The following is a 26,976-nucleotide window of genomic DNA, read 5'->3' as shown; positions in this document are numbered from 1 at the left end:
ATAAATGCGGGGACGTCAAACTGTAGTTCGACGTCAGATAGCGGATTAAAGAGATTAAATTCTTGCCGCTTCGGGAAGTTGGCGTAACCGTTGCCCGACATACAAGGCGAGCAGCAATAGGATGGCGATAAATACCACGACGCCAGTCCAGCCGAAATTAAGCCAGAAAATACCGCCTAATGTTCCCGCCACACTCGAACCGGCATAATAACAAAATAAATACAGCGACGAAGCTTGTGCTTTTGCACGGCGTGCACGGCGGCCAATCCAACTGCTGGCAACAGAATGCGCGGCAAAAAAACCGGCCGTAAACACCATCATGCCAATAAAGATCGTTATTATCGGTGAGAAGCCCGTCATTATGACCCCCACCAACATCATGCCTATTGATGCCATTAATATCGGCCCCCGGCCATAGCGACTGGTCAGAGAGCCTGCTTTGGGTGAGCTATAAGACCCGGTTAAATAAACAATCGATAATAAACCGACCACTGCCTGGCTGAGATAATAAGGCTGTGTCAGTAGGCGATAGCCAATGTAATTAAATAAGGTTACGAAGCTCCCCATAATCAAAAAACCTTCGGCAAACAACAGTGGCAAACCTGAATCGCGCCAATGCAGTTTAAAATTAATGGCCAGTGTCCGAGGCCGTAATGAAGTAGGGCGGAAATGTTTCGATACCGGAAGAATACGCCAGAACATGCAAGCTGCCGCTAAAGCAAATACACCAATGACGGCCAGTGCAATTCGCCATGAAAAGAAATCACTCAGTACCCCAGTAACCAAACGGCCACTCATGCCACCAATGGAATTACCACTGATATACAGCCCCATGGAGAGTGCAACAAAGCTTGGATGGATCTCTTCACTGAGGTAAGTCATCGCCACGGCGGCCACTCCACTGAGGGACAAACCAATCAGCGCCCGCATCAGTAAAATCCCATGCCAACTGGTCATAAAGGCACAAATTATGGTGCAAATTGCGGCTAGCATCAGTGCGACAACCATAACCGACTTTCGCCCAACAGCATCGGAAAGAGGGCCGGTAAACATTAGCCCAAACGCCAGCATGCCAGTCGCTGCCGAGAGCGACAAACTGCTCCCCGCAGGGGAAATATTAAAATCCTGCGACAGCAGTGGCAAAATAGGTTGGACACAATAAAGGAGGGCAAAGGTTGCAAGCCCGGCGGAAAAAAAGGCCAGTGTGACGCGGATGAATTCTGGCGTACCGCGTTGAATATAGGGGCGTTTAGCTAAACGAGTCACTTTCGATTCTGCCACTAACGCGCGGGCATCATCATTTGCTGCGGGAGTCGGCGCTACAGTATCTGTAGGGCGAAAAAAGCGGGTCACGGTATTTCCTTCAATCAAAAAAATCAAAACAATCTGCTGCAATAGCAAGATCATAGAAATAGTAGAGTTTTTTGTCTAATATATTAATTATTCACAATAAGATGTTTAAAGTCTCAATGGGGTTAGATGAGCATAGAACTCAGGCACTTACGTTATTTTATTGCGGTCGCGGAAGAGCTACATTTCGGACGGGCGGCGGAGCGTTTGCGGATTTCTCAACCACCATTGAGCCAGCAGATTCAAATCTTGGAACAGCAAATCGGGGCCCGGCTATTGGCTCGCAATAACCGTAATGTCAGCCTGACCCAAGCTGGCACACTGTTTTTAAAAGAGTCTTACCAAATTTTAGCGCAGGTAAACTCGGCATCAGAGAAGGCGGCACGCCTGCATCGCGGTGAATCTGGCGAACTCACTATCGGCTTCACCTCATCAGCCCCTTTTATTAGTGCAGTGTCGAAAAATTTGCGGGCTTTTCGTCAATTACATCCGCAAGTGCATATTAAAATGCAGGAGGTTAATACCAAGCAGCAAATCGAACCATTACTCGATGGGCGGCTTGATCTGGGGGTGATGCGCAATACTCGTTTGCCGGATGCCTTGCAATACCGCCTGTTGCTACGGGAGCCATTGGTGGCTGTGGTGCATGAAGAGCACCCATTAGCGGCGCTACCGAGCATCAAATACAGTTCACTGGCCGAGCAACCCTTTGTTTTCTTTGCTCGCGAAGTGGGCACCGCCCTGTACGATGAAATTCTCACGCTGCTCGCCCGCGCTGGTATCACGCCCTATATCACGCAAGAAGTTGGCGAGGCGATGACGATTGTCGGCTTGGTCTCTTCCGGCTTAGGCGTGTCTATTTTACCGGCGTCGTTTACTCGGGTAAAAGTGGATGGGGTGAAATATTTACCCTTGGCTGAAGCCAGTGCCACCACAGAGGTCTGGCTGGTCAATCATAAACATCGGCCAGTGACCGCCCCAGCAGAAGCATTGATTCGCTTGATGGTTGCCGATCTCCCCAGCCTTGCTTCGTATGAATAGTAACCACCTGGTGCAATAAAATCGGTGATTATGTGCAGTAAATCACATAACTAATCAAATAGTTGACGCCATATGCTAAAAGCCCCAACATAGCCGATAATCTTTATTTAGAAGCGCGAAAAATACTCGGTGGCAGAGAAGGAGCCGGTTTAGTGATAACGGATGGACAGCCTGGGCATATTGATCAAATCAAGCAGACCAATGCAGGGGCCGTTTATCGGCTGATTGATTTGTTCGGCCCGATATCCCGCATTGAACTGTCTAAGAGGGCGCAACTGGCCCCCGCCAGCATCACAAAAATTGTACGTGAATTGGTTGAAGCTCATCTGGTAAAAGAGACTGAATATCAAGATGTTGGTAGCCGTGGGCGGCCAGCAATTGGCTTAGTTCTCGACACCGAAGCCTGGCATTATGTCTCTGGGCGTATCAGCCGAGGCTCTATCACACTCGCACTGCGTGATCTCAGCAGTAAATTGGTGGTCGAAGATCAAATTCCACTACCGGATAGCCACCCAGAACCACTGCTTAATCGCATTCTCAACGAAGTTGATCAATTCTTTATCCGCCATCAGGAAAAGCTTGAAAGGCTAACGGCCATTGCTATCACCATGCCGGGCATTATTGATGCTCCGGCAGGCATTGTGCATAAAATGCCATTCTATGATGTGGATGAAATGCTGCTGGGGCCGGCGTTGGAGCAGCGAACCGGACTGCCGGTCTATCTGCAACATGATATTTGTGCCTGGACCATGGCAGAAGCACTGTATGGTGCCTCACGAGGTTGTCAAAATGTCATTCAGGTGGTGATTGACCATAATGTGGGTGCCGGAGTGATTACCGCAGGCCGGGTATTACATGCGGGTAGCCGCAGTGTGATAGAAATTGGTCATACCCAAGTCGATCCTTATGGCAAGCGCTGTTACTGCGGTAATCATGGCTGCCTTGAGACGGTGGCCAGTATTGAAAACATGTTGGAGCTGGCCCAACAACGTTTAAATGGTTCAATGAGTTCGTTATTACACGGTTCGCCATTAAGTGTTGAGTCGCTTTGTGATGCCGCCTTGGCGGGTGACCAATTAGCGAAAGATATTATTTTGGGTGTCGGCCACAGTGTGGGGCGAATTATTGCCATTATGGTTAATTTATTTAATCCGGAAAAAATCCTGGTGGGATCACCGCTAAATAAAGCGGCTGCTATTCTACATCCGGCGATAGCATCCTGTATTCGGCAACAAGCGTTGCCTGCTTATAGCGAGGATATTCTGGTTGAACCCACGGCATTTTTTAATCAGGGAACAATGCCCGGTGCAGCATTAGTAAAAGAAGCGTTATATAACGGCTCGTTACTGGTTAAATTACTGCAAGGATAAAGTATTCACTAATAATTAAGAGTTAATTATTAGTGGGTATGCTCAGAGTATTCCTCCTATTATTTGGCGCTATCCGTTAAAAACCTCTCTCAGTTCGGCAAAACATTGCGCTAACGCAAGCTGTCCATCTCTAGCATCGCCTAGACTTTTAACCATGTTGCCAATTTCGCTAATGTTATGCGGAAAAACGTGAGTCGAAGTGGCCAGATTGCGGAGTATTGCTATGTTAACGCGTATATTTGTGACGGGAACCGACACTGCTGTTGGTAAAACCGTTGTGTCACGGGCCTTACTTCAGGCCTTAAGCCAAAATGGCAGAACAGCGGTAGGTTATAAGCCAGTCGCGATCGAGAGCAAAGAAACTCCTGATGGATTTCGTAATCAGGATGCTCTGATTTTACAAGCTTCATCATCAATTGAAGTTGATTATCATGAAGTTAACCCATATCCGTTGGTCGGTGATGTTATCCATGCTTGCACAGACACTCTGATTAACTACAACAAGATGACTGAAGGGTTGCAGCAATTATCGGCGAAAGCAGATACGGTAGTAGTCGAAGGATGTGGTGGTTGGAAAGTCATGATGAATGACCAACGTTTTTATTCTGACTGGGTAGTGCAAGAACAATTGCCGGTTATTTTAGTGGTCGGAATTAAAGTAGGCTGTATTAATCATGCCTTATTAACGGCACAAGCAATTATCAATGATGGATTACCTTTATTGGGCTGGGTCGCGAATCGTATTAATCCAGGGCTGGCACATTATGCTGAAACCATCGCAATGTTACGCGAACGTTTACCGGCTCCGCAGTTAGGTCAATTACCTTATCTACCTCATCCAGAACAGAAGCCTCTGGAAAAATATTTAGATCTAACGACTATGAGTCGATAATATAAATATTGCAGAGGATAACTCTTAGCTAAATTAATAATTTCTGTCATTTTAACTATTTTCAATCTATTTTAGCGCGAATGATATACAGAGTTAGGGCGTAACCAACGGGCTATTGTGGTTGCCATAACACAAGAGAGGAGTAACCCAGGGAGTAGGGTGTATTCCCCGGTCATTTCGCAGACCATTAGCGCGGCCATAATTGGCGCGTGAGTGGTTGCTGCCAGTAATGTGGCCATACCGGTCAATGCCATAAGCACCGCAATGTTATCCCCAAACATGGGCCACCATGCAAACATCTGCCCGCATAACAGGCCCAATGCTGCCCCGACAAACAGTGTCGGGGTAAATACCCCGCCCGGTGCGCCTGAACCGCTACTCGCCAATACTGCCATTAATTTGCAGATGAGTATGCCGCCAATTAATAGCACCCCAGGTGGCGCGGTCAAAAATGATTGCACCACACTGTAGCCATTCCCCCAGACCTCAGGGAAAATCAACGATAATAGTCCAACAATGATCCCGCCAAGCGCCAATTGCAGCGGCGGCGATAAGTTCAACGAGCGGAATGCATGCCCACTGGCCGCCATACCTCTGAGGAACAGTGGCCCACAAAAACCGGCGAGTAATCCTAGTAATGCCATCAACAGATACTGTATCGGCCAGGGTGAAGGTAGCGCCTGCACTTGATACAGGGTTTCCTGACCGCCGTGTAACAAATTAGTGGTCAGCAATGCACTAACCGCGGCAATCACCACCGGCCCAAGAGAAGCTAACATTAATGTGCCAAACAGAATCTCGGCAATAAACAGACTGCCCGCCAGCGGTGCATGATAAGCACTGGCCATACCGGCCGCGGCACCACAGGCCACCCAAAGTTTCCACTCTTTTGGCTTGGCATAACGTTGCGCAAAGACGGAGGCAAATAAAGCGGCCAAGAGAACCATCGCGCCTTCACGGCCAATGGCACTGCCACTGGAAACCACCAGTAAAGAGGCCAGCGACTTGACCAAACTGGCGGAAATATCTAGCCGACCATCACCAATTTCAATGGCTTCCATATAATCAGTTGGCGCACTGGGTTTCCGATGTTGGTAACGCTGATATGCCCACAATAGCGAACCGGCAGCCAAGCCCCCCAGTGCTGGGGTTAATGCTCGTCGCCAGCCGGTAATAGAAGAAGCCGCTGCCACCAGACTGCCATCTGTGCGGGCGAATAATAGCCACTCCAACCCTAACATTGCCTGATGGAACAACCACACAATCAATGCCGACATCATGCCCAGCATGATAGCGATCAGAAGTCGGCGCAGCATGGCGCGGTAATAATAAAGATGGGCAGGTCGTTTCATATAAAGCAGCCGGCTGGCATATTAGTTAGCTCGAATATGATTTATAAAACAAAAGGGCGCACCCAAAGGTACGCCCTGCAACAGCATTGAGACATTACTCGCCGTCAGTGATACGGGTATACACTATTTTCTGAGTATCATTTTCACAATGACCAACAACCTGTCCGCCCGCTTGCTGAACTTGATCATTAGGGACGATATCCAGTTTAAAACCGGTTTCCGGGACACCATTATTGATGATTTTTTGTGCAATATCGGCCTTGACAGCTTCGCAAGATGCCAAAGCAGCCAGTGGGGCCAGAGAAAGTAGCAATGTGCTGATAATAAGCGTTTTTTTCATCATAAAATCCTTATGTGGATGAATAGCTTGCCTAACGTATTGATTCTTAAATGGTACCTAAAGGATAGCCCAGACTCCCGTAACCTCAAGTCAATCTGAGACATCGCGACCCATTACGGATTAATCTGGCGACCGGACAAACGGTCCAGACAGCGTTCGGTGTTAGGTTCCCAATAAGCGTTCAGATTTTCGCTACGATCGCAGTTATCTTTAGCATCTTCAGCACGATCATATTTATCAAAATTCTTTTCTACCCGGTTATTCACCTTATTGCGCAGACGATGGGTATCATCCCATTGTTGCTGGCTTTGACGGGCTTGCTCTTTGGACATTGGGTCATTGTTCCCACCGACAGAAACACAGGTGCTGCCCTGAGTGCAGGTTGCCGACTGCGCTAACGCTGGGGTTTGCCAGGTCAGCGGCAAGGCCAGCACGGCGACCGGTAGAAATGCGCGGATCAGGCGTGGCAAGCTATTTATCTTCATCGTCTTAAGTCCTTTATCAGTCGGTGATCTAAAATCATCATGTAATTAATGGCACGCTATCAGCGGATACAAAAATTATATCATTGCTCATAGCCTATACACTAGCTAGCGACAGTCTTGTTTAGAATAGGTAGAGTAACCGGATATTCTTTGCCACGGCCTTCAGGCCAGTAAAAACCAAGAGACCTGCACGTGTTAAAGACATCGTTACTGTTTTTTGTCACCGCATTAGCGGAGATTATTGGCTGTTTCTTGCCTTATTTATGGTTACGTAAAGGGGGAAGCATTTGGTTATTGCTCCCAGCGGCAGCCAGTTTGGCTCTGTTTGTTTGGTTACTGACACTGCATCCTGCGGCCAGTGGGCGAGTTTATGCCGCATACGGTGGAGTTTATGTGGTGACAGCATTGATTTGGCTACGGGTGGTCGATGGCGTAAAACTTTCTGCATTTGATTGGGTGGGGGCCGGGGTCGCTTTGGCCGGTATGCTAATTATCGTCGCCGGTTGGCGGGTAAATTAAGGGCGAGCCAGTGTAATCCTCAATCTTTCAGGAAATTCCCTACAGAACATTACATTTTTTCCTATGTGCACAGCAATCTAATTGATATTAAATATATTGGCGACGGTACGCATGTGCCATGCCAGCCTCAGCTATCGGATGCTAAGTAAAGATAGTGACATTATTTCGCTTATTGAAACCATGACTGGTGAAGTTTTTCTGAATATAGACTATATAACTTATAGATGATTTGTGCATTTTTTGGGCAGTTTACAGCTCATAAGTCAATATAAAAAATACATAACATCTTCCAGTGGCTCATACCCATGATTTCAATCTATGACTCATCACCCGACAGCATTATTTTCATTTGCGATCATTAATATAGGTGTATCGGTATGGGTAGCTCGAAACGTTTTTGTTGTGCTTTATCCTGTATTTCGATTCTCGCTATGCTGACTTGCCCACTTAATGCATTTGCTGTGTTTTATATTCAAAACGGGCAGACCTTTACCGTACCGGGGACGCAAGCCTCACCTTGGAATGTTGGCCAGGATTTATTTGTGGGCGTTTCTACTGACGGTACATTACACATTACCAGTGGTGGCATTGTGTCAAGTGTCAAAGGCAGTATTGCGGCACTAAACAGTATTGGTGTTGTGACTATTAGTGGTACGGGAGCACAGTGGAATACTTCTGATGTCTTGTATGTCGGTTATGTGGGTACAGGCACACTGGATATCTTTGACGGGGGCTCTGCATCAAGTTTTCAGGGCATCATTGGCAACCAAGTCGGCAGTATAGGTGCAACAACAGTGAGTGGTGCTGGCTCACAATGGATTATTGCTGACATCTTTGGGATGGGGGCAGGCGGCACTGCTTCTATGGACATCATCAACGGGGGCCTGGTATCAAATACCAATGCCAATATAGCGTCCAACCTTACCACCGGTATAGGCAAGGTCACGGTCAGTGGCGTGGGTTCTACATGGCTAAATTCAGACTATCTTAGCGTGGGTTCTGGTGGTAACGGTACACTGGAGATCACCAACAGTGGCCTTGTAGAGAGTGCATCAGGCATGATTGGCCTGCGAGCGGGTAGTGTTGGCACGGTGACTGTAAACGGATTAGGGTCGTTATGGCACAATCTAGGCGCGCTGTCTGTCGGCACTGCTGGCAGTGGTATGTTAAATATCACCGATAGCGGTGTTGTATCGAGTACCTCTGGTTCGGTGGGCGAGCTGGCTGGCAGCAGTGGCACCGTGGCAGTTAGCGGTACCGGATCACAATGGAATAACACTGGTGCGCTGTCTGTCGGTACTGCTGGTAATGCTTCAATAGAAATAGCCAATCAGGGCTATGTTTCTGCATCCAATGTCACGATTGCCAATAACGCGGGTAGCAGCGGCACACTGACGATCGGTGGGTTGCTTGGTACAGCACCAGCGGAGGTTGGTACCCTTACTACATCAAGTATCCTGTTTGGCGCTGGCGATGGGCGCATCATCCTCAATCACACCTCATCTAATTATGTGTTTGATGCCACTCTGAATGGTGGAGCTAACAATGCGACAGGTTCCGCAACAGGTTTAGTGGGTTCCGGGCTGATTGACGCCGTTGCAGGCCGGACCATATTCAACAGCAACCAAGGCGATTTTACGGGTACATTGCAGGCCAATGATCAGGGTATTCTACAGATTAACGGCAATCTCTCTAGCTCCACGGCGATGATCCTCGCTGGCGGCCAGCTGGAAGGTAATGGCATCGTCGGTAACACGACTAACGCAGGTATTATTTCTCCCGGGAATTCCATCGGAGCCCTGACGGTCGATGGCAACTATGTGGGGAATAATGGTGCACTGCAAATTGAATCGGTGCTTGGCAATGACAGCTCTGCCACCGATAAATTACTGATATCAGGTAATGCGAGCGGTACGACTACCGTTCGGGTGAGCAATTTAGGCGGCCTTGGTGATACCACAATTAACGGTATTAATATTATTGATGTCGGCGGCTTGGCGCCTGATGGGACTTTCTTGCTAGCTGGCGATTATATAACAGGGGCCGGTCAGCAGGCCGTCATTGCCGGGGCCTATGCTTACACCTTACAGGCTAGCGGAAATGCGGCGGTTGCTGGGCGCAATTGGTCTCTTTCATCTGAACTACTATCAACCGAGCCGGGTCCTGGGCCAGACTTTGGGCCAGATGTTAAACCTGGTAGCCCGCGCTACCAGCCTGGCGTGCCATTATATGAACAGTATCCGCAGGTGTTAGCCGCACTGAACACATTGCCGACCTTGCAACAGCGTGTCGGTAATCGTTACTGGTCTCAGACACAAACTGAACTCGACTCAAACAATTCGAATGATAATCAATGGGCATGGGGGCGTATCGAAGGCAGCCATCAAGTAGTCGATCCTGCCAACTCTACCAGCAGCTCAAATCGCGATATCGCTGTGTGGAAATTACAAACCGGTATTGATGTGCCATTGCATCAAGGCCAAGACGGCTCATTGCTAACCGGCGGGGTGAATTTCTCCTACGGTAAAGCAAAAGCCGATATTAGCTCTTACTTTGGTTACGGCAATATTGATACCAATGGTTATGGCGTAGGTACAACGCTCACTTGGTACAGTGCTGATGGCGTGTATATCGACGGCCAATTACAAACCATGTGGTTTGACAGTGACTTGAACTCCACAACAGAAGGGCACCCAGTTGCTAATGGCAATTCGGGCAGGGGGTATGCTTCCTCGGTTGAAACGGGTAAACATTATCAACTAGGCAATGGTTTCTCATTGACACCCCAACTGCAACTGACCTATTCGCGGGTAGATTTTGATACGTTCCGCGATCCATATGGTAGCGAAGTTTCACTTCAGGATGGAGATAGCTTGCGAGGAAGGGCGGGAGTATCTCTGGACAAAGAGAATGTGTGGATTGCAGAAAATGGCACAACCAGCCGCTCACACCTCTACAGTAATCTTGATGTTTATAATGAGTTCCTGAATGGCACTAAAACTAGAGTATCCGGCATTGATTTTACTACCCGAGATGAACGGCAATCGGTGGGGGTCGGTGCCGGGGGAACTTATGAATGGCAGAACGGGCGCTATGGAGTCTATGGCAATGTGAATCTAATCACTGCAACCCGCAATGTTAATGATAATTATGCCATCGGCGGTACAGTAGGCGTTCGGGTAAGCTGGTAGCACAGCCCATGAAGATAAATGAGCTATGCCCCAGTGACTTTATGCGTTGGATTAACCTTCGCGGTGAATACTTAATCCAGCAAAGGATTGGCTGACTGGCATCATTTCCAGTGAGTTAATATTAACGCGAGCAGGTAGAGTGGCGACCCAATAAACGGCTTCGGCGACATCTTCAGGTGTCAGCGGGTTGGCGCCATCATAGGTTTTATTCACACGCTCACCATCGCCTTTAAAGCGCACGGCAGAGAATTCAGTCCCACCGACCATACCTGGTTCAATGTCAGTCACGCGAATATGGGTGCCATGCAGGTCAGCACGCAGGCCTAAGCTGAATTGTTTAACAAAGGCTTTGGTGGCACCGTACACATTGCCACCGGCGTAAGGCCAGTTAGCCGCGGTAGAACCAATATTGATAATATGACCCACATTACGTGCCACCATTTCGGGTAATAAAGCCCGAGTCATATTCACCAAACCCTTAGTATTGGTGTCAATCATGGTATCCCAGTCTTCCACATTGGCCTTGTGAGCCGGTTCCAATCCTAATGCCAAACCGGCATTATTCACCAGCACGTCGATATTTTTCAGCTCAGCGGGGAGTTCATCGATAACTTGCTGAATAGCCGCACGATTTCGCACATCTAAGCGCACGATATGCAGTTGTTCACCCAACTCAGCTTTTAACTCTGCCAGCCGTTCCTGACGACGACCTGTGGCGATAACCTGATGACCGTGGCTGATAAATTTGCGGGCAATAGCCTCACCAAAACCTGAGGTTGCGCCAGTGACGAAAACGATCATATGCATTCCTTATTTTTCGTTGCCGATAATATAATTGATATGATTAACATACTCTTGAGTCTGGAGGGAAGCCATGCCGACATCACTATTTTGCCTTTCCACGTCTGACTGGCTTCTTACGCACTTCATCGCCGGCATCCCGGCTAAGCGCCAATGTGTCTACTACCGATAGTAATGCGACCACACCAATAACCACAAATGCTATCTGGAAATTTTCCAGTGGGATCATTCCCGCGCGATAGGGATGGAACCACTCGGCAATGCGCAGCGCTAATGCCCCAATGGCAATCCCTAAGCCAATTGCCAGTTGTTGAGCCATATTCGACAGAGTGTTAGCGCCCGCCATTTTTGCTGCCGGGACTTCAGAGAAAGCCAAGGTATTAAGTGCGGTAAACTGCATCGACCGGGTTAATCCACTGATAAAAAGCAACAATATAATCAGTGAATTAGGCGTTTCTGTTGTGATTAATGCACAAGCAAAAATAGTGGCGGCATTCAGCAAGCCATTGACCAGCAGTGTCGGACGGAAGCGAAAACGGTAGAGGATCGCTGAAGTGAAAGGCTTCATTACCAGATTACCGGCAAACACAGCCAACACCAGCAAACCGGCACTAAAGGCACTCAAGCCAAAACCAATCTGGAACAGTAATGGCAGCAAGAATGGCACTGCACCAATCGCCATGCGGAATAAACCTCCGCCCCAAACAGTGACGCTGTAACTTTTTATACGTAATGCCCACAAATCAATCAAGGGGAAAGCCTGACGTTTGGCATGATAGACGGCCAGCCCACCTAAGATCAGGCTGCCAGCAATGCAAGAGAGGGGAACTAAACGTGAGAAACTTTGGTGATTAAAGAGTTCTAAACCAAACATTAGGCCGAAACAAGCGGTACCCGTTAATAAAAAGCCCAATCCGTCGAAGGGGGTCTCTTTCTGTGGCGATTCTTGCGGAATAAGCCGCCAGGCCAGCCATAACCCAATGATACCTAATGGAACATTTAAAATAAAAATCCAATGCCAGGAAGCATAGGTCGTAATAAAACCGCCGACAGGTGGCCCAAGAATAGGGGCAACTAACCCCGGCCAGGTAATCGTCGCGATCGCTTTAATCAGGTCAGCTTTGGCGGTATTACGTAACACAATCAATCGACCAACGGGCACCATCATCGCGCCACCAAAGCCTTGCAATATACGGGCGGCGGTAAACTCAATCAGATTGGTACTTACAGCACAAAGCACTGAAGCTAATGTAAAAATAACCATTGCTGCGGCAAAGATATTACGTGCGCCGAATCGATTGGCAATCCAGCCACTGGCGGGAATAAATACCGTCAAGGTCAGAATATAAGCAGAAATACCGATATTCATATCGATGGGATGCACCGCAAAGGCAGCCGCCATTTGCGGCATGGCGGTGACAATCACTGTCCCGTCGAGGTTTTCCATAAAGAACGCACCAGCGACCAATAAGGGCAGAGCAGAACTGCGCAGTGCAGACTGGCTCATAATATAGGCCTCTGAATATCATGGTAATCAATTGATTTAAATGGAGATAAATAGAATAGAGCGAACACTGAAATCACGTTTCAAATCCAGGTAATCCTATAACATATTTTGAGCATACCGGATTCGGATAAGATAAAAAAGGGGGTTAATTGAGTGACGCTGTCACAAATAATCAGAACAATCACGAAATACTTTCAGGCCCCCGATGAGGATACCGCGGGGGCCTGTAGCGAGGTTATTCAATAAGATCCACTAAAAAGTGGCTACTTTTTCTTATACACATCAGCAGTGGCATGAATCTTATTATCAGTATTTGCTGACGTAACGACATAATAATCGCCACCCAGTTCATCTGCTTTTTTTGACAGTTCTTCTCGAGCATCCATTGGTGCCATTTCATTGGAAGTAACAATATTACCGACTTTCTCATACTGACCAGGATTTTTGTTGAGATCTTCTTTAGTTAACAGCTCAGCGGATATTGCACCGGAAGAGAATGCACCGAGAACAGCTAACATTGTTATTGTTTTCAAGAATTTCATAATATTCCTCTCGTAAAGATACTAAGAACCATATGGAACCGTACTAAGTATTGTTCCTATAATCGGTTTTATCCAGTCAGCCTTATGTATTTGGCCTGGTTACACGCCAATGAGAGGGTTATTAGCTGGATAGAGTTAGGGTCAGCAAGGATTTTTTAGGGTTAGTTAGGCAGCAAAACTCAAATCAATGAATGCCCAGAGCAAAGCCCAAAACGCCAGATCCCGCTTATCCTTACCTTGGTGCGCATAATGTATATTATGTTAAATTGAATATTGATATTGAGATAGTCTTGCTCTAGTCACTACACAGTATCCGCCCATCAGCCTGCAAGATATCCATGACCTCCCCCATTTATCTCTGTTTCCATCTCACCATGGGATTATCACCGGTCAGACTTCAGCGTTTTATTTCAACGTCCTCTTCGATCCGTGAATCCAACTTTGCGTGTGCTACGTGAATTCTGTATTTTTGGCAGTAACTTAGTACGCCAGAATTCACGTAGCCGCATCTAAAACGCATCATTTATGCAAGCTGAATACCACTCTCGATTCCTCTCATATTAACGATATACTCGAATACCACCATCAACACCTTTAGGGCTCAACAATACCTGCCAAAGCTGGATATTTCTGGCGCGAAAAGCGCCGGCACAAGCATTAAGATAATAAGTAAACATACGATAAAAACGGTCGTTGTAATTCTCTTTAATCTGCGGCCAGTTCTGCTGAAAGGCATCGAACCAAGCCATCAGAGTACGGTCATAGTCACAACCAAAATTGTGCCAATCTTCCAGTACAAACAAATCTTCACTGGTGGAGGCAATTTGTGTCACCGACGGCAGGCATCCATTAGGGAAAATATATTTATTAATCCACGGGTCGACATTAAGATCAGTTTGGTTAGAACCAATCGTATGTAACAAGAATAAGCCGTCTGGTTTAAGGTTGCGTGAGACCACCTCAAAATACGTACGATAGTTCTTTGGGCCGACATGCTCGAACATACCAACCGAGACAATACGATCAAATCGCTCATTGAGGTCACGGTAATCTTGCAACTGAATTTGTACGTCTAAACCTTTACAGCGCTCCTGTGCCATGACTTGTTGTTCAACTGAAATCGTGACTCCCTTTACCGACACACCATACTCTTTAGCCGCAAATGCTGATAACCCTCCCCAACCACAGCCAATATCCAGCAACTTCATGCCAGATTTTAGCTGTAATTTTTCGCAGATCATCCGCAATTTGGCCTGCTGTGCCTGTTCTAATGTTTCGGCCTCTTTCCAATATGCACAAGAATATTGCATATAAGAATCGAGCATACGGCTAAATAAGTCATTGCCTAAATCATAGTGCTCTTTACCTACGATCCAGGCACGTTTACGTGTTTGATAATTAAAGATACGAGCGGAGGCAATTCGGGCAACATCACTAAAGCGTTTAGGGCGTTGAGTATCAAGTTCAGAGGTTAAAATACACTGGAAAAAAATATCTAGCCGGTCACACTCCCACCAACCATCCATATAACTTTCACCTAACCCCAGAGAGCCCTCTTGTAGAACTCGTTGAAAAAACTTCGTATTATTAACTCTAATATCTTGTGGTTTTGTTCCGTTTATTGCAATTCCTGCCTGGCCTAACATTTCTGCTGAAATTCGATACCAATGATCTTGTTTTAATTCTGAATCAACGCAAATTGAGCTCATTGTTTATTTTCTCCTTAACCATTAATTCAATAATCCATAAGTGCATTGATAAGTACATATTTTGATGGTGAGACGCCAAAGTAAGATTTGAATGCTCTTGAGAATGAACTTTGGCTTGGGAAGCCCAGCGTTATACTAATTTCTTTTAATGTCGTATTGCTGTTTTTTAATTCCAGAACCTTATTGAGTGCATGATAAAGTCGTTCGCGTTTAATATATTTTGAAACCGATATTTGGTGATGATAATCAAACTCTCTTAAAAAATAAGAACGTGAATAACCAGATATAGAGACGACGTCTGATGTTACCACCCTATTCCCATTTTCTATCTTATTTGATATCCATTCCCTTATTTCAGGAAAGGCCGATAACACTGTTTTCTCTTTAAATTGTCTTTTCATTTTATTAACCAGATTCCAAGGCATAAGAATAGTATTCAGATATATTCTGTGGTTCCCACCCTCTGCATTTTACTTTTATAGATTTTTTGAGTTATAACGATATTCAGTTGGAGATATATTGAAGTAAGTTTTAAAAGTCTGACAAAATGTACTCTGACTCGGGAAGCCCATTTCGTCACTGATTTCACGGATTTTTAAATTAGTCCACGTTAACTTACTGGCTGAAATTATTAGCCTTTTCTCTCGAATGTATTGAGAGAGACTCACGCCAATGAAGAGTTGAAATTCACGTAAAAAATACGATCGCGAGTATCCAGTAATGGCAACTACATCCGTGGATTTAATTCCCCGGTGAATATTTTTTTCAATCCAACATAGGACATCTGGAAAACTGTGAGTAATAAATTTATCTTTAACCATAATGTCACCTCAATAATATCCATTTATAGTTGGATACAGAAAGACATCATGATTTATTTCCGTTTCAAATATCAACGCTTCATTTGGGCATGCAAATTGAAAGTACGCATCAAGAATATATTTATTATCACTTTCTTGTATTTTGTAAGATATTTTACAGCGATGCATTTCAGTCGTCACTTTTCTTGTTTTCTGATCTAGCTCACCCAGAAAATTAAAAAGCTATTCGTTCATGGCTAAACTATTGTCGGGGCTGCTGTAGAGATAAAATCTATCCCACTGAGTTTCAGGCTGAGGCCTCAGCATGCTCTCCAGATCGTGCGGTGACAGTAGCATGGCACTGACCGTTGCAGGTTGTGCGGACATAAGAATGTAATTGACGGCATGTTTGTCATCCCAGTCCGGCTGCCCCTCCCCATTGCCAAAATCCTCCCAATCAGAATAGGCCTTTATTCGTTCATCCCGTAAATAAGTCGCGTAAAGATCAGCGGCCTTTTGCTTCATCTCCGGCAGGCTGTTTTCAGCCATGCCCTGAGCCACAATTTGAATAAACGGACCGTTCAGGGAAAGCATCCGTTCTGGCCGACGTGCGAACAAATCGACAGACAAATTAAACAGCCCTGTATTCTGGGGCATGACCCGCGTGCCATTGTCGTTGAGGTATGATTCGCAGACTGTACTCATCCAGGCGGCGATATCAGTATCATCGATGTATGGCGGTTTAGACAGGATATCCATCAGGGGCAAGGCTACGTTGGACAGCTTGACTTGTTCCTCAAGTAGGGTCGCCATTAGCTCACGCGCCATGTGTAATTTAACGGCGGCGTACTGCTCATCGAGGCTGTCCATCATTGTCAGCAGGCTACCGCTTTCTGTGTTGTTTATGTGGTTAAGGTACAAGTCCAGCGTGCGATTATCCCATTTCGGTCGTCCCTGGGGCATCATAATAAAACCACCTTTCTGTAGGATATTGTCCAAGTTGGCCTCGTTCAGCCAACTCCCGATCAGGTTGACCTTGCTCAGGTTGGCCGAGCTTAGGTCGGCTTTGTTCAGGATGGTCCTGTTCAAGTTAGCCGCACTCAGGTTCGCCCCGCTCAGATTAGCCTCACTCAGATTGGCTGAGCTCAAGTCGGCTCGGCTTAAGTTAGCCCCGCACAACTTGACCTTATTCAGGTTGGCCCCGCCTAGGTTGACCCCACTTAGATTGGCCCCGCTCAGATTGATCCCACTCAGGATGGCCCCGCCAAGTTTGCTCCCACTTAAGTTGGCCCCACTCAGATTGGCTCCACTCAGGATGGCCCCACTCAGATTGATCCCACTTAAGTTTGCCCCGCTCAGGTCGGTCCAGTTCAGTTTGGCTCTGCTTAAGTTAGCCCCATTCAGGTTAGTCCCGCTCAGGTTGAGCCCGAGTAAGGCCAACCCGCTCAAGTTAGCCCCGCTCAGGTTGGCTTCGCTCAGGTTGACCCTGCTCCGGCGGGCAACCTCTAGGTTGTTCTCTCCTAGGTTAACCACTCTCAAATTGACCTCACTCAGGTTGGCTTTGTACAGATTGGCCCCTTCCAAGTCTGCCCCGCTCAGGTTGGCCTCACTCAGATTGGCCTCGCTCAGGTTAGTCCAGCATAGGTTGGCCCAGCTCAAGTTGGCCCCGCTCAGGTTGAGCCCGCTCAGGTTGGCTTGGCGTAGATTGGCCCCGCTCAGGTTGGCCCCACTCAAGTTAACCCAGTCCAGATTGACCCCATTCAGACTGACCCCGCTCAGGTTGGCCCCGCTCAGGTTGGCTTGGCGTAGGTTGGCCCCACTCAGGTCAGCTTTTCTCAGATCAACCAGACGCAGGTCAGCGTCGCAGAAGTTAGCCTTCCGCAATTTCATGCAATTGTCTTTGGTTAAAACAACAGCGCTGGAAGGTAGCCCCCCCAGCTGGCGCAACTGCAGAGCGGTGCTGATAAGCAAGAACTTATCCCTGTCAACCTCTGCTCTGATTGTTTCCGCAGCCTGACTTATCTCAATAGTCACAAAGTCAGCCGCGTGATGATGTATTTCCGGTTGGGTGAATATGACGGTATACCCAGCAAAATTAACGACCAGCCTGTCTGGTATTGTGCAGGAGTGGGTGTCGAAGGAGGCCTGATGAAGTGCCGCCGTCATCGCTTTCGCGAACTCATGATATGGCTTAGCATTCTCCTTACGGATTGCAGCAAAAGTAAAAAAATTAATAATATGCTCCCGAATACCCTGAGGGCCGGTCATTTTATCCAGAGCCTGATTGCTGGCGGCGGTTGCACAGTATTTCGCTATCTGGGACAGTTCGGAACAATTATTAATGTTATATGCCATCACTATTTATCCTTATGGTCGATACAAAGGCAATCTTACGCGGGTAACACAGTAGAACATGTCAGAAAGCGTAGTGCGGGGAGCAAGCTGAGAACATACAGAGAATGGCGTATATTTAAGGTCTAAAATTATCGACTGAGAGTCGGGATGTCGGGCTGGGGAACACTTGGGGAAATTAACCTTGGCAACATCCTCAGTCTGATATTTCGAATCTCTCCTTGAGCCGAGTGTGATTTATCGCTCATGCCTGGATAACTATCTTGTTATCCTGATGAAATCATCCCTCATTCATCTGGAACAATGGGAAACCGTTGTTTAGTATGTAGGTATTCTGCCTACGCCATTAGCAAATCCGATATTTATGAAAAAACTCATTAAACGGTTAGAGATCATTAAAAGCGCAATTGAGCTTGAAGATGACGAAATGATCCGCCTCCAACTTCCTTACCTTAAAAGTGAAGCTCAGGATCCGGAACTGACATTTATTGCCGTGGCGATTGAACAAGGAAAATTCACCGCAGCACTGGATGCTATTTCTGCGTGGTTGGTCAATAAACAGTCGGTAACCCAGTGGCAGGATCTTGAGTTGGCCGCCTGTAAACTTGAGTTGAAAGCGCTGGAGGAGCAGTTACGCGAGCTCATCGATAAGCGTAATGAACGTATTCAGTTACTGGATGATTTCAATGATCTCTATCTGGTGCGTCTTGGCCCTTTAACGAAGCAAATACTCCATCTGCGCAAACAGTTAGCGGAAAGCACCTTGCGTAAAGCAGAAGCGGAAGCCCGCCGTCGAGAGCGTGATTATCGCCATTGTCAGCAGTATATTTCTCAAGCCATCGATGAGCTAACTTTGTTAAAACAGCGCTGGCTAGGGCTCTCTTCCCTTTCCCATGAAACCGTTGAAATACGAAATCAGATCCAGCAACAAACCGAGTTGGTCACTGCACTGCTGGCGGAAATCCAACAACTGGAAAAGGGGTTTAACACCCGCAATACCGAGTCAACCCGTAAAGCTCGTGAAGAAGCAAAAGAGAAGTACGAGAGCTATCAGGAGCAGCAAAATGATGCCGAACAGCGGCACGATAATGAGCGGAAGCTCTCTACGGACCAGCGCCAGCAATTAAAACGACTGTGGCGACAAGCCAGCCGGTTGTGTCATCCAGATTTAGTCGCGGATGAATTTAAAGAGAAAGCGCATCAGCTGATGGTGCAGCTTAATCAAGCTCGCCAGCGAGGTGATGTTTCCGCCATTCATACTCTGCTAGAGAGCTTAAAACAGGGTCTTGAGCCGCTAATGGCGAGCGATATTATCGATGATCTTGAGCGATTACGCAGAAAAATCAATGAAGTCAGCAATCAAATTGACGCAATGTTGCATGAGCTGGATGCGTTGGAAAAAGAAGAGTCCTGGCGGCTGGCCACGTCACTGCCTGATAAAGATGGCTGGTTTAAAGAACAGGAAAATCTGTTATCTAAGACTCTCAACATCCTGAAACGCCAGGTCGCAGAAGCATCAACGGTGCTGTATGAAGCCTCATAATGCCCGTTTAATCGAGATCATAATTCCTCCACCCCACTATTATCCCTGTTATTCTTTATGATTGGTGCATACTCACGTTGAGTATTGCTACGTTCGTATTCATTCTCAAATAAGGTCATGCATGATGAAAGATAACGAATACCAACCACCGAAAGTCTGGACGGAAAACAATGCCAGCGGCGGTGTGTGGTCCAAAATCAATCGCCCAACGGCGGGTGCCCGGTATGAAGCTGAGTTACCGATTGGCAAGCACCCGTTGCAACTCTATTCCATGGGTACGCCGAATGGTCAGAAGGTTACTATTCTGCTGGAAGAGTTATTGGCATTGGGCGAAAAAGGGGCGGAATATGATGCCCACTTGATTCGTATCGGTGAAGGTGATCAGTTCTCAAGTGGTTTTGTTGCCGTTAATCCGAATTCAAAGATCCCTGCCCTAATGGATCACTCGACGACGCCACCCGTCAGGGTATTTGAGTCCGGTGCCATTTTGCTTTATTTAGCGGATAAATTTGGCCACTTCTTACCTAAATCACCCGCAGGTCGAACTGAAGCGCTGAATTGGCTGTTTTGGTTACAAGGCGCAGCACCTTATTTGGGCGGTGGTTTTGGTCATTTCTATCATTATGCCCCAGTGAAAATTGAATACGCTATCGACCGTTTCACCATGGAAGCCAAGCGACAGCTTGATTTGCTTAATACTCAGCTTAAAACCCACGAATATATTGCGGGTGATGAATATTCAATTGCCGATATCGCCATCTGGCCTTGGTATGGCAATTTGGTGCTGGGCTTGCAATATGAAGCCGGGGAATTCCTCGATGTGCAGTCCTATACCCATCTTATTCGCTGGACGGAAACTCTCGCGAAGCGACCGGCGGTCCAACGTGGCCGGATTGTAAATCGCACTTGGGGGGAGCCAGAAGAACAGTTAGCTGAGCGCCATGATGCCGCAGATTTTGACCGTCTAGGCCTGTAGCACATAGCCTCGAAGGAGGATAAGGACATCCTCCAGAGTGGCTAGCAAACTTTCGTGGTCACTCAATTGGCTAGGACGCCAATCCCCCGCCTCCGGCATAGGATGTTTTCCCGGCAATTTTCATGATTTCAGCCCCCAAGGTAACAAAAGGTGCGCGCCGACTGGCATAGATGATGCCCCCGGCTTTCGCTCGTACCGCTTGCACCGTATCGGTGATCGGGTCAATGATTTCAGCAACTACGTCATCTTTACCCACCCAATCACCCGGTTGGCGCAACAGCAGCAACAGGCCACTGGCAGGTGCGGTGACAATTTCTCCGGCGGAAAATGGCAACATCACCACCTCGCGCTGTGGGATATTTGGCGTGTCTCCGGCAATGGCTCCTCGATATTGCAGATAGTGGTAAATACGTTCGGCATCCGCACTGGCTAGCGCGTGGTTGACATCTTGCTGCCCTCGCAGCTCCACGGTGACCGCCATACAAGCCGGTGCCAGCGCACTTAAGTCTGGATGCTGCGCCGCCAGCCGGTGCCACGGCAGGCCGCAAGCTTCATCAAAGGAGCCTCCGCCGCTATCTTGTGACAGCAGCACGGTATCAATATGCAAAAAACGCGCGAGCGTATCGACCGACTCGCGCCAGGCGGGATCGGCATATAGATGCAAAATGGCACTGTCATCGCAATGCAGATCCAGCACCAAATCAGCATCACAAGCCAACATCAGCAGATGTTGACGCAAAGCATCGACTTCGCTGCGAAGCGGTAAATTTTGTAAGGCATCAACCATTGCGCGGCGAATCTGGTGCTGTACCTGATGGCTCTCTTGACTGAATGTAGACAAGCGCTGTTGCACCAATCTGGCCAAATCAGGGAAGTCGCGATTAAAGTTACGCCCGCTGACTAAATCAAAACGGCCGATTCCACTGTTTAGCAGCACTTGTGCCATACCGGCCGGGTTAGCGATTGGCACAATAATTATTTCACTCTGAATTTCGGCGCGCCGTTCCGCCTGACTCAGTAATCTTTTAAGATAATGTAATACCAGCATACCGGGCAGTTCATCGGCATGCAGGCCAGCCTGAAGGTAGATTTTCTCGCCCAATCCCGGCTGGCCAAAGTGAAAACTGGTTAATTGACGCTGCCCACTCAGGGCATGTTCAGGTAACTTATGGTGATTGATTTTCATTGGACGTCCTATCTGTGGAAAAGAAAGCCCGGCTTGACCGAATTGACAAAAAAATCCTTGAAATCCTGAGCCAGGATGGTCGTATCTCTTATCAGAAGCTGTCTGAACAGGTCAATCTGACCGCCCGCCCCTGTCTGGAGCGTGTTCGGTTACTGGAGCGAGCCGGTATTATTCGTGGCTACAGCGCGATTATTGAGTTACCGGAGCCGGAGCACGCATTTGTGATCCAGGCACAAATTGCGCTGGCCGATCACGGTCATTCCCAAGCCGCCTTTGAACAAGAGGTCCGTAAAACCCCCGAAGTGCTGGATTGTTGGCTCGTTGGCGGCAGTTTCGATTTTCTGCTGCGTATTGGCTGTCGCAACATGGAACACTACCGATTACTGGCTGATACCTGGCTGACCAGTAAAAAATTCCGTGTCGATAAAATTGTCACTATCACCGAACTACAAGCGATTAAGCGATCCTGAATTTTTGGCGGGCCTGCTACCTCAGTCGTGGCGGGCAAAGGCCAACCAGCGCCGTTCCGCGCGCGAAAATAAGAAAATCAATAGAAAAGTACAGAGCAAATACAGGGCTGCAGCCATCAAAAATGGGATAAAGGGTGAGTAAGTGGCGGCATAGAAAGAACGGGCGACACCGGTGATATCCAGCAAGGTGACCGTGCTGGCGAGAGAGGTCGCATGCAGCAGGAAGACCATTTCGTTATTCAGCGCCGGAATACCACGGCGTAAGGTTGCCGGCAATACCAAGCGACGGATAATTTGCCACTGCGTCATACCAAACGCCTCGCCAGCCACCCACTCCTGACGGGGAAAGGTCACCATCATGCCAGCCAATAGTTCGGCAACATAAGCACTGGTATTGAGCACCAAGGCCAGCACGGCGCAGAAGGTGGCATCGCGGAACAGCAACCAAAATGGTTGGTCATCCTGCCAGCCCAACTGCACAATATCAAACTGCGACAGGCCGTAGTAAATCAGCATTAATTGCAGATAAAGCGGCGTGCTGCGAAAGAAGTAGGTCACGCTGCGGATGAGCCAGGCGAGTGGTCGCGGGCCAAATGCTTGCCCGATGGCCATTAACAGCGCCAATAGCAGGCCGGGGAATACCGACAGTAAAAACAGTTTGGCGGTCATCGCCAGCCCGGTGGTGTCTGAACCGTCGCTATACAGAAATGTAGGGATGGCTTCCAGCACGGTTTGCAGATTCATTAGCGCGCCCTCGCCGTTGAGGTCGATAGTGCATAGCGCCGGGCCAGCAGGCTAAAGCCCCAGCTAGAAAGCGCGGTAATCACCATATAAATCAGTGCCACCAGGAAATAAAACAAGAAAGGTTTTTGGGTCGCCCGCCCGGCCTGTTCAGCCAGCCACACCATATCTTCTAAGCCCAAAATAGAGATTAATGCCGAGGCTTTCATCAAACCCAACCAGTTATTATTAATACCGGGAATAGCAAAGCTGAGCATTTGCGGCAACATAATGCGGCGGAATACTTGACCGGGCCGCATACCGTAAGCCACCGCAGCCTCTAGCTGGCCGCGATCAACGGTTTGAAAAGCACCACGGAAGGTTTCGGTATAATAAGCACCAAACACGATGCCAATCGCCAGCACTCCGGAAATAAAGGTGTTAAAGCGAACGGGCCCCAACCCCAATAAACTCAGGAAGCCGTTAACCAACATTTCGCCGCCAAAAAACAGCAATAGCATAATGACCAGCTCAGGGATGCCGCGCACCAACGTGGTGTATCCGGTTGATATCCAACGTAGCCAGCGCGGGCCAAACAGTTTGATAACCGCATTAATCAGCCCAAGAATCAGCGCCACCGCCAATGAAAGCAGCATCACACACAGCGATAACCCCGCCCCTTGTGCCAGTAACGGCAAATAGTCTGTTACCATTATCGGCCTCCCCATGCTGAAAAACGGCAACCGGACGTTTCAGCAAGCCGCCCGGTCGGAGCAAAAAATCAGTTCCCGTAAATATCGAAACTGAAATACTTCTTCACAATCGCGTCATAGGTACCGTCTGCGCGGATAGCCTTAATCGCGCCATTTAGCGCATCACGCAGTGCCGGGTTATCTTTACCCACCGCGATACCGACATCTGTGGAGATGGTTTCGTCTTGAATCACCGGGCCGGCAAAGGCAAATTTCTGCCCGCGAGGTGTATCAATAAAGCTACTGGCGGCCTGAATATTGTCTTGTAGTGAAGCATTGATGCGCCCGGACATCAGGTCCAGATACACATTATCCTGGTTAGCATAAGAAACAATTTTTATGCCCTGCCCAGCCCAATGTTTTTTCGCAAAGGCCTCATGGATAGAGCCGGTTTGCACCCCAACAGTTTTACCTTTCAACGTGGCCACATCAGGTGACAAGGTGCTGCCCTTACGCGCGACTAACTGTGCGGCACTGCGGTAATAGCGATCGGTAAAATCGACTTCTTTTTTACGCTCTTCAGTAATACTGAGGGACGCAATAATGGCATCGAACTTACGGGCATTGAGGGCTGCAATCATGCTCTCAAATGGCTGTTTGACGAACACACATTTGGCATGCAGATTGTCACACAGGGCATTGGCGATATCGATATCAAAACCGGTTATCTCGCCGCTAGGCGCCAGCACGTCAAAAGGAGGATATCCCCCATCAACCCCGAAACTGATGGTATCAATCGTTTGGGCCGCAACAGGGGCGGAAAGTATCAGGCCAGTCAATAATGCTGCTAATGTCTTTTTCATCGTTAACATCCCAGTGTTGGCAAGTCATAAAAATGGCGAACAGTCAGAGATAAAAAGGGTTAGAAACGCAGTGACAGGCAAGTTAAGCCGCCATCCATCTTTTTAAACTCGCTGGTATCAAGTTGTATAATGGGCATCCCTAACTTTTCAATTTGTGCCAACGTATCAGGATAACCTTGAGGTGTAATCAACGTATCATTGATCCATAAGGTATTACCCGCGTAAGATTCTGCCTCGGGAATCACTATACTATTAAAGCTGGCAAATGCCGGATGGTGCTGATAATCCTCGGTCAGTAATAACGTATTGTGGCCCACGTAGTTCACAATCGATTTCAGGTGCAGACCAGCACTCACTTCGATGGTGGTGACTTGATAACCATAGCGCCCTACCGCTGCCGAAAATTCGCTGATCCCTGCCTCATCGGTACGCGACGTTAACCCGATGAAAAACTGCTTATCCACCAACAAAACATCACCACCATCAAGATGGCCGCGCTGACTCATACGAAAAACCGGGCGGTCAGTAAACAGTGGCTCGATGGTGTCGACCTCGCCCTGACGACTCGGCGCGCCGGGGTGTGTTATTACCGCCAGTTCGGGCATCACGACTGCCGTATCTTCCACAAAGTGTGCATCAGGAAATGCCGGAGCCGCCGGTAAAATCGTCACTTTCAGACCAAGACGAAGCAAAGTAGCCACATAAGCCAAGAACTGGTTACCCGTTGCAGCAATATCTGGCGCACCCAATTTTGAGGTGGTCTGGCCGCTGCCACAGGTGTCAGCAGGGAGTCTGGCAATGGCTTGAGTAAAGTGCATAGGGGTTCTCTTGATTGATGGGCGAAAGGATAACTCTGATTATTAAACAGATACTGTCACTAATCTGGTTGAATCAGCCTATGGTGACTCTACATTTGCGCTGTATCTGACCGTTAAGACGACCTATTCAGCTGTCAGACGAAAAGCATATAATCCCACACCCGCTATTTTTCTTGTAAGGACGCCCCATGGCCCCCCGTTTTGCCCAAGGATTATTATTGAGCGCACTATTCAGCCTGCTGACCGCCTGTCATGACGCTGAAACCAGACAACAAATTGATATTGAAGGTAAAACTATGGGGACTTTCTACAGTGTCAAAGTCAGTGGCGCCACCACACCCGACCCACATCAATTACAACAGGAAATAGATGCGCTGTTGGAGCAAGCCAATGATGATATTTCTACCTATCGTAAAACGTCGGTGCTTTCCCGCTTTAATCAGTATCGCGGCACTGAACCACAGCCGATTGCGCAAGGTATGGCTGATATTATTTTGCAGGCTCAGCGTATCGGTCGTGATACTGATGGCGCGATGAATATCACTGTCGGCCCGCTGGTGAATTTATGGGGATTTGGCCCAGAGAAGCAGCCGATTAACATACCGACCCAAGATCAGATCGAGCGCGCACGCCAGCAAGTTGGCTTGCAGCATTTGAAGCTTATTAGTGATAACCGTGGTGAATGGCTACAAAAAGACTTGCCTGATTTATATGTTGACCTCTCGACCATGGGAGAAGGCTATGGGGTTGATCTCTTAGTCAACATGATGATGCGCAAAGGGATTACCAACTATTTAATCTCGGTGGGTGGCGCGGTCTCTTCCCGTGGTGTGAATGGTCAAGGGCGGCCATGGCGTGTCGCTATTCAGAAACCGACCGACCAGGAAAATGCCGTACAGGCACTGGTGGGTCTGCAAGGCTACAGCATCAGTACTGCTGGCAGTTACCGCAACTATTTTGAGCAAGGAGGCCTGCGTTATTCTCATGTGTTGGACCCGGCGACAGGCCGCCCCATCAATCATAAACTGGTCTCCGCCACCGTGATTGCGACGACTGCATTGGAAGCTGATGGCTGGGATACCGGGCTGATGGTGCTGGGAACAGAAAAAGCGTTGAAGCTGGCTGAGAAAAAAGGATTAGCGGTGTATCTCATTACCAAAACCGACCAAGGATTCACTGCGGTGATGACGCCACAATTCAAAGCATTTTTGGCACCCGATCAGCATTAATCATAGTTTGATATAATTAAGGTAAGTAGCATTATGGGTATGACGGCTTTCTGACCTGCCGCTGCACCAATAGCCTGCTCGTGAACTCAGGAAAGCGAATGAAAAAATTAACCATTGTGATGATTACATTGTTACTGATTGCTTGTGTGAATACCGGTCATGTCGGGGTGAGTGGCGGTTCGAGTGGCATATCCAGCATCAGTATTGGTACCGGGGTTCGCCGCTAGG

General features: G+C 48.0%; 26 protein-coding genes and 2 pseudogenes. 11 read left to right on the top strand and 17 right to left on the bottom strand.

What is annotated here, in order from left to right; genetic code table 11:
• Positions 1-54: 54 nt before the first annotated feature.
• Complete coding sequence (locus DJ58_RS19645) at positions 55-1,353, bottom strand: MFS transporter (protein WP_032911740.1); 1,299 nt, start codon at positions 1,351-1,353, stop codon at positions 55-57.
• Positions 1,354-1,479: 126 nt separating this feature from the next.
• Here DJ58_RS19645 and DJ58_RS19650 point away from each other — a divergent pair, with 126 nt between their 5' ends.
• The 3 genes from DJ58_RS19650 (at position 1,480) to bioD (ending at position 4,653) form a co-directional block, all read left to right on the top strand.
• Positions 1,480-2,391 (top strand): LysR family transcriptional regulator, encoded by a 912-nt coding sequence (locus tag DJ58_RS19650; protein ID WP_004711705.1) that lies wholly within the window; start codon positions 1,480-1,482, stop codon positions 2,389-2,391.
• A gap of 152 nt (positions 2,392-2,543) precedes the next feature.
• Positions 2,544-3,761, top strand: coding sequence for a sugar metabolism global transcriptional regulator Mlc (mlc, locus tag DJ58_RS19655; protein ID WP_032911726.1), 1,218 nt, complete (start codon positions 2,544-2,546; stop codon positions 3,759-3,761).
• 223 nt (positions 3,762-3,984) lie between these two features.
• Complete coding sequence (gene bioD / locus DJ58_RS19660) at positions 3,985-4,653, top strand: dethiobiotin synthase (RefSeq protein ID WP_004711701.1); 669 nt, start codon at positions 3,985-3,987, stop codon at positions 4,651-4,653.
• 71 nt (positions 4,654-4,724) lie between these two features.
• On the opposite strand, the gene clcB is transcribed toward bioD, so the two are convergent.
• The 3 genes from clcB to DJ58_RS19675 form a co-directional block, all read right to left on the bottom strand.
• Positions 4,725-6,005 carry a voltage-gated ClC-type chloride channel ClcB gene (gene clcB / locus DJ58_RS19665; RefSeq protein ID WP_004711700.1) on the bottom strand — a complete coding sequence of 427 codons (1,281 nt, stop codon included), beginning with the start codon at positions 6,003-6,005 and terminating at the stop codon, positions 4,725-4,727.
• Between the two features lie 94 nt (positions 6,006-6,099).
• The gene (locus DJ58_RS19670) at positions 6,100-6,345 is read right to left on the bottom strand and encodes a DUF1161 domain-containing protein (protein ID WP_032911725.1); all 246 of its coding nucleotides are present in this window, start codon (positions 6,343-6,345) and stop codon (positions 6,100-6,102) included.
• Positions 6,346-6,458: 113 nt separating this feature from the next.
• A complete protein-coding gene (locus DJ58_RS19675; protein WP_004711698.1) occupies positions 6,459-6,830 on the bottom strand; it encodes a DUF1283 family protein in 372 nt (123 codons plus the stop codon).
• A 192-nt stretch (positions 6,831-7,022) separates the two neighbouring features.
• Here DJ58_RS19675 and DJ58_RS19680 point away from each other — a divergent pair, with 192 nt between their 5' ends.
• From DJ58_RS19680 to DJ58_RS23790, 3 genes and pseudogenes are all read left to right on the top strand, one after another.
• Complete coding sequence (locus DJ58_RS19680; RefSeq protein WP_004711697.1) at positions 7,023-7,349, top strand: YnfA family protein; 327 nt, start codon at positions 7,023-7,025, stop codon at positions 7,347-7,349.
• Between the two features lie 377 nt (positions 7,350-7,726).
• Positions 7,727-8,686 (top strand): annotated as a pseudogene (locus DJ58_RS23795) (hypothetical protein); the annotation flags it as partial.
• 39 nt (positions 8,687-8,725) lie between these two features.
• Positions 8,726-10,540, top strand: a pseudogene (locus tag DJ58_RS23790) (autotransporter family protein); the annotation flags it as partial.
• Between the two features lie 51 nt (positions 10,541-10,591).
• On the opposite strand, the gene ydfG reads toward DJ58_RS23790, so the two are convergent.
• From ydfG to DJ58_RS22115, 8 genes are all read right to left on the bottom strand, one after another.
• Positions 10,592-11,341: a bifunctional NADP-dependent 3-hydroxy acid dehydrogenase/3-hydroxypropionate dehydrogenase YdfG gene (ydfG, locus tag DJ58_RS19685; RefSeq protein WP_004711695.1), complete on the bottom strand. Its 750-nt coding sequence runs from the start codon at positions 11,339-11,341 to the stop codon at positions 10,592-10,594.
• Positions 11,342-11,426: 85 nt separating this feature from the next.
• A complete protein-coding gene (locus tag DJ58_RS19690) occupies positions 11,427-12,848 on the bottom strand; it encodes an MFS transporter (protein ID WP_004711693.1) in 1,422 nt (473 codons plus the stop codon).
• Between the two features lie 263 nt (positions 12,849-13,111).
• Positions 13,112-13,390: a DUF1471 family periplasmic protein YahO gene (gene yahO / locus DJ58_RS19695; RefSeq protein ID WP_032911724.1), complete on the bottom strand. Its 279-nt coding sequence runs from the start codon at positions 13,388-13,390 to the stop codon at positions 13,112-13,114.
• 560 nt (positions 13,391-13,950) lie between these two features.
• On the bottom strand, positions 13,951-15,099 hold the full coding sequence (cfa, locus tag DJ58_RS19700) for a cyclopropane fatty acyl phospholipid synthase (RefSeq protein ID WP_004711689.1): 1,149 nt from the start codon (positions 15,097-15,099) through the stop codon (positions 13,951-13,953).
• Between the two features lie 26 nt (positions 15,100-15,125).
• Positions 15,126-15,500, bottom strand: a complete 375-nt coding sequence (locus DJ58_RS19705; protein ID WP_032913289.1) for a helix-turn-helix transcriptional regulator — start codon at positions 15,498-15,500, stop codon at positions 15,126-15,128.
• Positions 15,501-15,575: 75 nt separating this feature from the next.
• Positions 15,576-15,920: a helix-turn-helix transcriptional regulator gene (locus tag DJ58_RS19710; protein ID WP_032911723.1), complete on the bottom strand. Its 345-nt coding sequence runs from the start codon at positions 15,918-15,920 to the stop codon at positions 15,576-15,578.
• A gap of 9 nt (positions 15,921-15,929) precedes the next feature.
• Positions 15,930-16,130, bottom strand: a complete 201-nt coding sequence (locus DJ58_RS24065) for a DUF406 family protein (protein ID WP_226977668.1) — start codon at positions 16,128-16,130, stop codon at positions 15,930-15,932.
• A gap of 12 nt (positions 16,131-16,142) precedes the next feature.
• Positions 16,143-18,254 carry a pentapeptide repeat-containing protein gene (locus tag DJ58_RS22115; RefSeq protein ID WP_050413930.1) on the bottom strand — a complete coding sequence of 704 codons (2,112 nt, stop codon included), beginning with the start codon at positions 18,252-18,254 and terminating at the stop codon, positions 16,143-16,145.
• A 361-nt stretch (positions 18,255-18,615) separates the two neighbouring features.
• Between DJ58_RS22115 and DJ58_RS19715 the strand changes: the two genes are divergently transcribed.
• Both DJ58_RS19715 and yghU read left to right on the top strand, forming a co-directional pair.
• Positions 18,616-19,794 carry a coiled-coil domain-containing protein gene (locus DJ58_RS19715; protein WP_004712613.1) on the top strand — a complete coding sequence of 393 codons (1,179 nt, stop codon included), beginning with the start codon at positions 18,616-18,618 and terminating at the stop codon, positions 19,792-19,794.
• A 124-nt stretch (positions 19,795-19,918) separates the two neighbouring features.
• The gene (gene yghU, locus DJ58_RS19720) at positions 19,919-20,770 is read left to right on the top strand and encodes a glutathione-dependent disulfide-bond oxidoreductase (protein ID WP_032912199.1); all 852 of its coding nucleotides are present in this window, start codon (positions 19,919-19,921) and stop codon (positions 20,768-20,770) included.
• A 70-nt stretch (positions 20,771-20,840) separates the two neighbouring features.
• Here yghU and DJ58_RS19725 read toward each other — a convergent pair whose 3' ends face one another.
• Positions 20,841-21,956 carry a succinylglutamate desuccinylase/aspartoacylase family protein gene (locus tag DJ58_RS19725; protein ID WP_004712611.1) on the bottom strand — a complete coding sequence of 372 codons (1,116 nt, stop codon included), beginning with the start codon at positions 21,954-21,956 and terminating at the stop codon, positions 20,841-20,843.
• 14 nt (positions 21,957-21,970) lie between these two features.
• On the opposite strand from DJ58_RS19725, the gene DJ58_RS19730 reads away from it, so the two are divergent.
• Positions 21,971-22,426 (top strand): Lrp/AsnC family transcriptional regulator, encoded by a 456-nt coding sequence (locus DJ58_RS19730; RefSeq protein ID WP_032913178.1) that lies wholly within the window; start codon positions 21,971-21,973, stop codon positions 22,424-22,426.
• Between the two features lie 21 nt (positions 22,427-22,447).
• On the opposite strand, the gene DJ58_RS19735 is transcribed toward DJ58_RS19730, so the two are convergent.
• The 4 genes from DJ58_RS19735 to DJ58_RS19750 form a co-directional block, all read right to left on the bottom strand.
• On the bottom strand, positions 22,448-23,170 hold the full coding sequence (locus DJ58_RS19735; RefSeq protein WP_004712608.1) for an ABC transporter permease: 723 nt from the start codon (positions 23,168-23,170) through the stop codon (positions 22,448-22,450).
• Positions 23,170-23,859 carry an ABC transporter permease gene (locus DJ58_RS19740; RefSeq protein WP_032912197.1) on the bottom strand — a complete coding sequence of 230 codons (690 nt, stop codon included), beginning with the start codon at positions 23,857-23,859 and terminating at the stop codon, positions 23,170-23,172. Before DJ58_RS19740 ends, DJ58_RS19735 begins: the two co-directional genes overlap by 1 nt.
• A 68-nt stretch (positions 23,860-23,927) precedes the next feature.
• Positions 23,928-24,701 (bottom strand): ABC transporter substrate-binding protein, encoded by a 774-nt coding sequence (locus tag DJ58_RS19745; RefSeq protein WP_032912195.1) that lies wholly within the window; start codon positions 24,699-24,701, stop codon positions 23,928-23,930.
• 59 nt (positions 24,702-24,760) lie between these two features.
• Entirely contained in the window at positions 24,761-25,519 is a 759-nt protein-coding gene (locus DJ58_RS19750) for a dimethylarginine dimethylaminohydrolase family protein (protein WP_004712606.1), read from the bottom strand.
• A 188-nt stretch (positions 25,520-25,707) separates the two neighbouring features.
• Between DJ58_RS19750 and apbE the strand changes: the two genes are divergently transcribed.
• Positions 25,708-26,748 carry an FAD:protein FMN transferase ApbE gene (apbE, locus tag DJ58_RS19755; RefSeq protein ID WP_004712605.1) on the top strand — a complete coding sequence of 347 codons (1,041 nt, stop codon included), beginning with the start codon at positions 25,708-25,710 and terminating at the stop codon, positions 26,746-26,748.
• 98 nt (positions 26,749-26,846) lie between these two features.
• A complete protein-coding gene (locus tag DJ58_RS23980) occupies positions 26,847-26,975 on the top strand; it encodes a hypothetical protein (protein ID WP_004712604.1) in 129 nt (42 codons plus the stop codon).
• Position 26,976: the final 1 nt, after the last annotated feature.

It is taken from the genome of Yersinia frederiksenii ATCC 33641, from assembly GCF_000754805.1.
Lineage (GTDB): Bacteria > Pseudomonadota > Gammaproteobacteria > Enterobacterales > Enterobacteriaceae > Yersinia > Yersinia frederiksenii.
The sequence above is the reverse complement of the archived record's forward strand: the minus strand, read 5'-3'. Positions and strand labels throughout refer to the sequence as shown.